Genomic DNA, 3,256 nt, shown 5'->3' on the forward strand with positions numbered 1-3,256 from the left:
CCGCCACGATCGGCCATCTGGCCCTGGTTGACCGGATTTGTATCCCGAGGTGTCAGGATAGCCCCCTACCTCCACCCCCGTACGCCCCTTCCCGTGCAGGTCAGAGCCACCGTCACCCGAAGGGGGGTGGCGGAGGTCACACCGCGACACGGTGGAGTGACCTGAGGGAGAGTCGTCGCGGCCCGCTCAAGAGTGCGGTACCGTCCAACGTCGTGAGCCCTGTACGTCGCTGTTCGCGCACCGCGTGCGGCCGCCCTGCCGTCGCGACACTGACGTACGTCTATGCCGACTCGACTGCGGTCCTCGGCCCGCTCGCCACCTACGCCGAGCCCCACTGCTACGACCTGTGCGCCGAGCACAGTGAGCGCCTCACCGCCCCGCGCGGCTGGGAGGTGGTGCGGCTCTCCGACGGATCCGCCCCCGCCCGCCCCAGCGGCGACGACCTCGAAGCGCTGGCCAACGCGGTACGGGAGGCGGCCCGCCCCCAGCAGCGCGCGGCCGAGGCCGGCGGCAAGGGCGGCGGAGGCCGTGGCGGCGACCCCATGGAGGTCGGTCGCCGCGGGCACCTCAGGGTGCTCCGTTCGCCCGACAACTGACGGCAACCGGCCACCGTCCGCGTACCCCCGACTGCGCTCCGGGTAGTTTTGGCGTTCCGTACACGCGCCGCACACGCGTGTGGAGAACTCAGGAGGGTGGATCCGTGACTGCCGATCTGTCGCAGATCGTGAAGGCGTACGACATCCGGGGAGTCGTACCCGACCAGTGGGACGAGACGCTCGCCGAGCTCTTCGGCGCCGCCTTCGTACGGGTGACGGACGCGGACGCGATCGTCATCGGCCACGACATGCGCCCCTCGTCGCCCGGCCTCGCGGCCGCCTTCGCGCGCGGCGCGGCCCGCCTCGGTGCCGACGTCACCCTCATCGGGCTCTGCTCCACGGACCAGCTGTACTTCGCCTCCGGCAGCCTCGGCCTGCCCGGCGCCATGTTCACGGCCTCCCACAACCCGGCCCAGTACAACGGCATCAAGATGTGCCGCGCCGGCGCCGCCCCCGTCGGCCAGGACACCGGCCTGGCGGACATCCGCGCCCTCGCCGAGGAGTGGCAGGAGAAGGGCGCCCCGGAGCCGACGGCGAAGCAGGGCACGATCACGGAACGCGACACCCTCGCGGACTACGCGGCCCACCTCAGGAGCCTGGTCGACCTCACCGGGATCCGCCCCTTGAAGGTGGTCGTGGACGCGGGCAACGGCATGGGCGGCCACACGGTCCCCACCGTCTTCGAGGGCCTGCCCCTGGACACCGTCCCGATGTACTTCGAGCTGGACGGCACCTTCCCGAACCACGAGGCCAACCCGCTCGACCCGAAGAACATCGTCGACCTCCAGGACCGCGTCCGCGCCGAGGGCGCCGACCTCGGCCTCGCCTTCGACGGCGACGCCGACCGCTGCTTCGTCGTCGACGAGCGCGGCGAGCCGGTCTCCCCGTCCGCGATCACGGCCCTCGTCGCCGCGCGCGAGCTCGCCAAGAACCCCGGCGGAACGATCATCCACAACCTGATCACCTCCTGGTCGGTGCCGGAGGTCGTCCGCGAGCAGGGCGGCGAGCCGGTCCGCACCCGCGTGGGCCACTCCTTCATCAAGGAGGAGATGGCGAAGACCGGCGCGATCTTCGGCGGCGAGCACTCGGCGCACTACTACTTCAAGGACTTCTGGAACGCGGACACGGGCATGCTCGCCGCGCTCCACGTCCTCGCCGCCCTCGGCGGCCAGGAGGGCACCCTGTCCGACCTGGTCTCGGAGTACGACCGGTACTTCAGCTCTGGCGAGATCAACTCCACGGTCGCCGACCAGACCGCGCGGACGGCCGCTGTGAAGGCGGCGTACGAGGGGCAGGACGGGATCACCCTCGACGAACTGGACGGCCTGACCGTGGCCTCCGCGGACTGGTGGTTCAACCTGCGCCCCTCCAACACGGAGCCGCTGCTCCGGCTGAACGTCGAGGCCCGCGACCCGATGACGACCAAGCGGCTCACCGAGCACGTCCTGGCCATGGTCCGGGCGACCGACTGACCCCGCCCCACCGCCGGGGAACGGGGGCGTGCCCCGTTCCCCGGCGGTAGGCTGACCTGGCCCGATCCGTCTGTTCGAAGGGACACCCCATGCCGCTCGAAGCCGGCCTCCTGGAGATCCTGGCCTGCCCGGCCTGCCACGCTCCGCTGAACGACCGCACGGCGGACGAGACCCCCGAGCTGATCTGCACGAGCCCCGACTGCGGCCTCGCCTACCCGGTCCGCGACGGCATCCCGGTCCTCCTCACCGACGAGGCCCGCAAGCCGGCGTAACGAAAGGCCGGTGCGGCCACTCGTCCCGCTGAGGCGGAGCCCACCCCGTTGTGGGCAGGCGTTCCGCAAGGGGCGGAACGGGTGGGCACAACGGAAGGGCGCCCTTGCCGGCGCCAGAGGCCTCCGCGCCTGAACCCGCACCACGAGGACCCGCACCACACCGCCGCGCCCCGCACAAGCCGCGCCCCGCACGGGAGGCCCGCACATGCTCGACGAGACCCTCCTCGACGCCCCGGACGATCTCGCCCTGGCCGACCGCCGAGGCCTCCTCCGCGGCGCCGCCGAGGCCGGCGCACGGGTACGGACCGCCGCCCGGCACGCCGCCGAGGCCGGCATCGCGGACCTCCGTCCCGAGGGCCGCCCCCGCGCCGTCCTCGTCGCGGGCCCCGGCACCGCCGCGGCCGGCGTCGCGGATCTGATCGGCGCCCTCGCGGGAGCCGCCGCCCCCGTCGTACGGCTCCAGCCGACCGGCGTCGCCCCCGCCGCGGGCGCCCTGCGCTGGGCCCTGCCGGGCTGGGCGGGCTCGGTGGACCTGCTTCTCCTGCCCACCACCGACGGCGCGGAACCGGGCCTCGCCCTCCTCGCCGAGCAGGCGTACCGCCGCGGGATCACGGTCGTCGCCGTCGCCCCGAAGGCCTCCCCGCTCGCCGAGGCGGTCAACGGCTCGCGGGGCCTGTTCGTCCCGATGGCGACCGCCCCGAACGAGACGCCCGACGAGTACGCCGAGAGCATCGCGGCCAGCCCGGGCGCCCTGTGGGCCCTGTTCACCCCGCTGCTCATGCTCCTGGACCGCGTCGGCCTGCTCGACGCGCCGCAGGAGGCCCTGGAGAAGGTCGCCGACCGCCTGGACCGTACGGCCGAACGCTGCGGCCCGGTCATCGCCACGTACAGCAATCCGGCGAAGACGCTCGCCGCC

Annotated in this window: 3 protein-coding genes and 1 pseudogene; all 4 read left to right on the forward strand. The window is 73.3% G+C overall.

Annotated features, from left to right (window positions below; translation table 11 throughout):
- The first annotated feature begins 161 nt into the window (after positions 1-161).
- Positions 162-596, forward strand: a complete 435-nt coding sequence (locus tag CCN56_RS37440; protein ID WP_078908355.1) for a DUF3499 domain-containing protein — start codon at positions 162-164, stop codon at positions 594-596.
- Positions 597-700: 104 nt separating this feature from the next.
- The gene (locus CCN56_RS37445; protein WP_086832165.1) at positions 701-2,068 is read left to right on the forward strand and encodes a phosphomannomutase/phosphoglucomutase; all 1,368 of its coding nucleotides are present in this window, start codon (positions 701-703) and stop codon (positions 2,066-2,068) included.
- An 89-nt stretch (positions 2,069-2,157) separates the two neighbouring features.
- Positions 2,158-2,340: a Trm112 family protein gene (locus CCN56_RS37450; RefSeq protein WP_086832166.1), complete on the forward strand. Its 183-nt coding sequence runs from the start codon at positions 2,158-2,160 to the stop codon at positions 2,338-2,340.
- A gap of 205 nt (positions 2,341-2,545) precedes the next feature.
- A pseudogene (locus CCN56_RS37455) lies at positions 2,546-3,256 on the forward strand (mannose-6-phosphate isomerase); the annotation flags it as partial.

Origin of the sequence: Streptomyces sp. NRRL B-24572 (assembly GCF_002156145.1) — a bacterium.
GTDB classification, from domain to species: domain Bacteria; phylum Actinomycetota; class Actinomycetes; order Streptomycetales; family Streptomycetaceae; genus Streptomyces; species Streptomyces vietnamensis.